This window comes from Neptuniibacter pectenicola (genome assembly GCF_001597735.1).
Taxonomy (GTDB): Bacteria; Pseudomonadota; Gammaproteobacteria; order Pseudomonadales; family Balneatricaceae; genus Neptuniibacter; species Neptuniibacter pectenicola.
Window position 1 is genome coordinate 1 of the sequence record NZ_LUTS01000138.1, and the last position, 262, is coordinate 262.

Annotated in this window: 1 protein-coding gene; it reads left to right on the forward strand. The window is 45.4% G+C overall.

What is annotated here, in order from left to right; translation table 11 throughout:
- Window positions 1-262, forward strand: a 262-nt coding sequence (locus A3773_RS18250) for an Ig-like domain-containing protein (RefSeq protein WP_197462875.1), incomplete at both ends; no start/stop codon positions are given.

The following is a 262-nucleotide window of genomic DNA, read 5'->3' on the forward strand; positions in this document are numbered from 1 at the left end:
TTTGGATTTAGCGATGTAGACAGTGACGATACGCTGGATCATATCACCATCAAAGCCCTACCAACGGAAGGTATATTAAAGCTTGAAGGCACTGAAATTAAGGCGACAGGGACCGATATACAAGCAAGCAATATCGGCAATCTGACATTTACCCCAGATAGCGGTGGCACAGGTGCCGATTACGCCAGCTTCAAGTTTACTGTGAGTGATGGCACAAATGATTCAGTTACAGCGAATACAGCAACTCTGAATGTGGCTAACC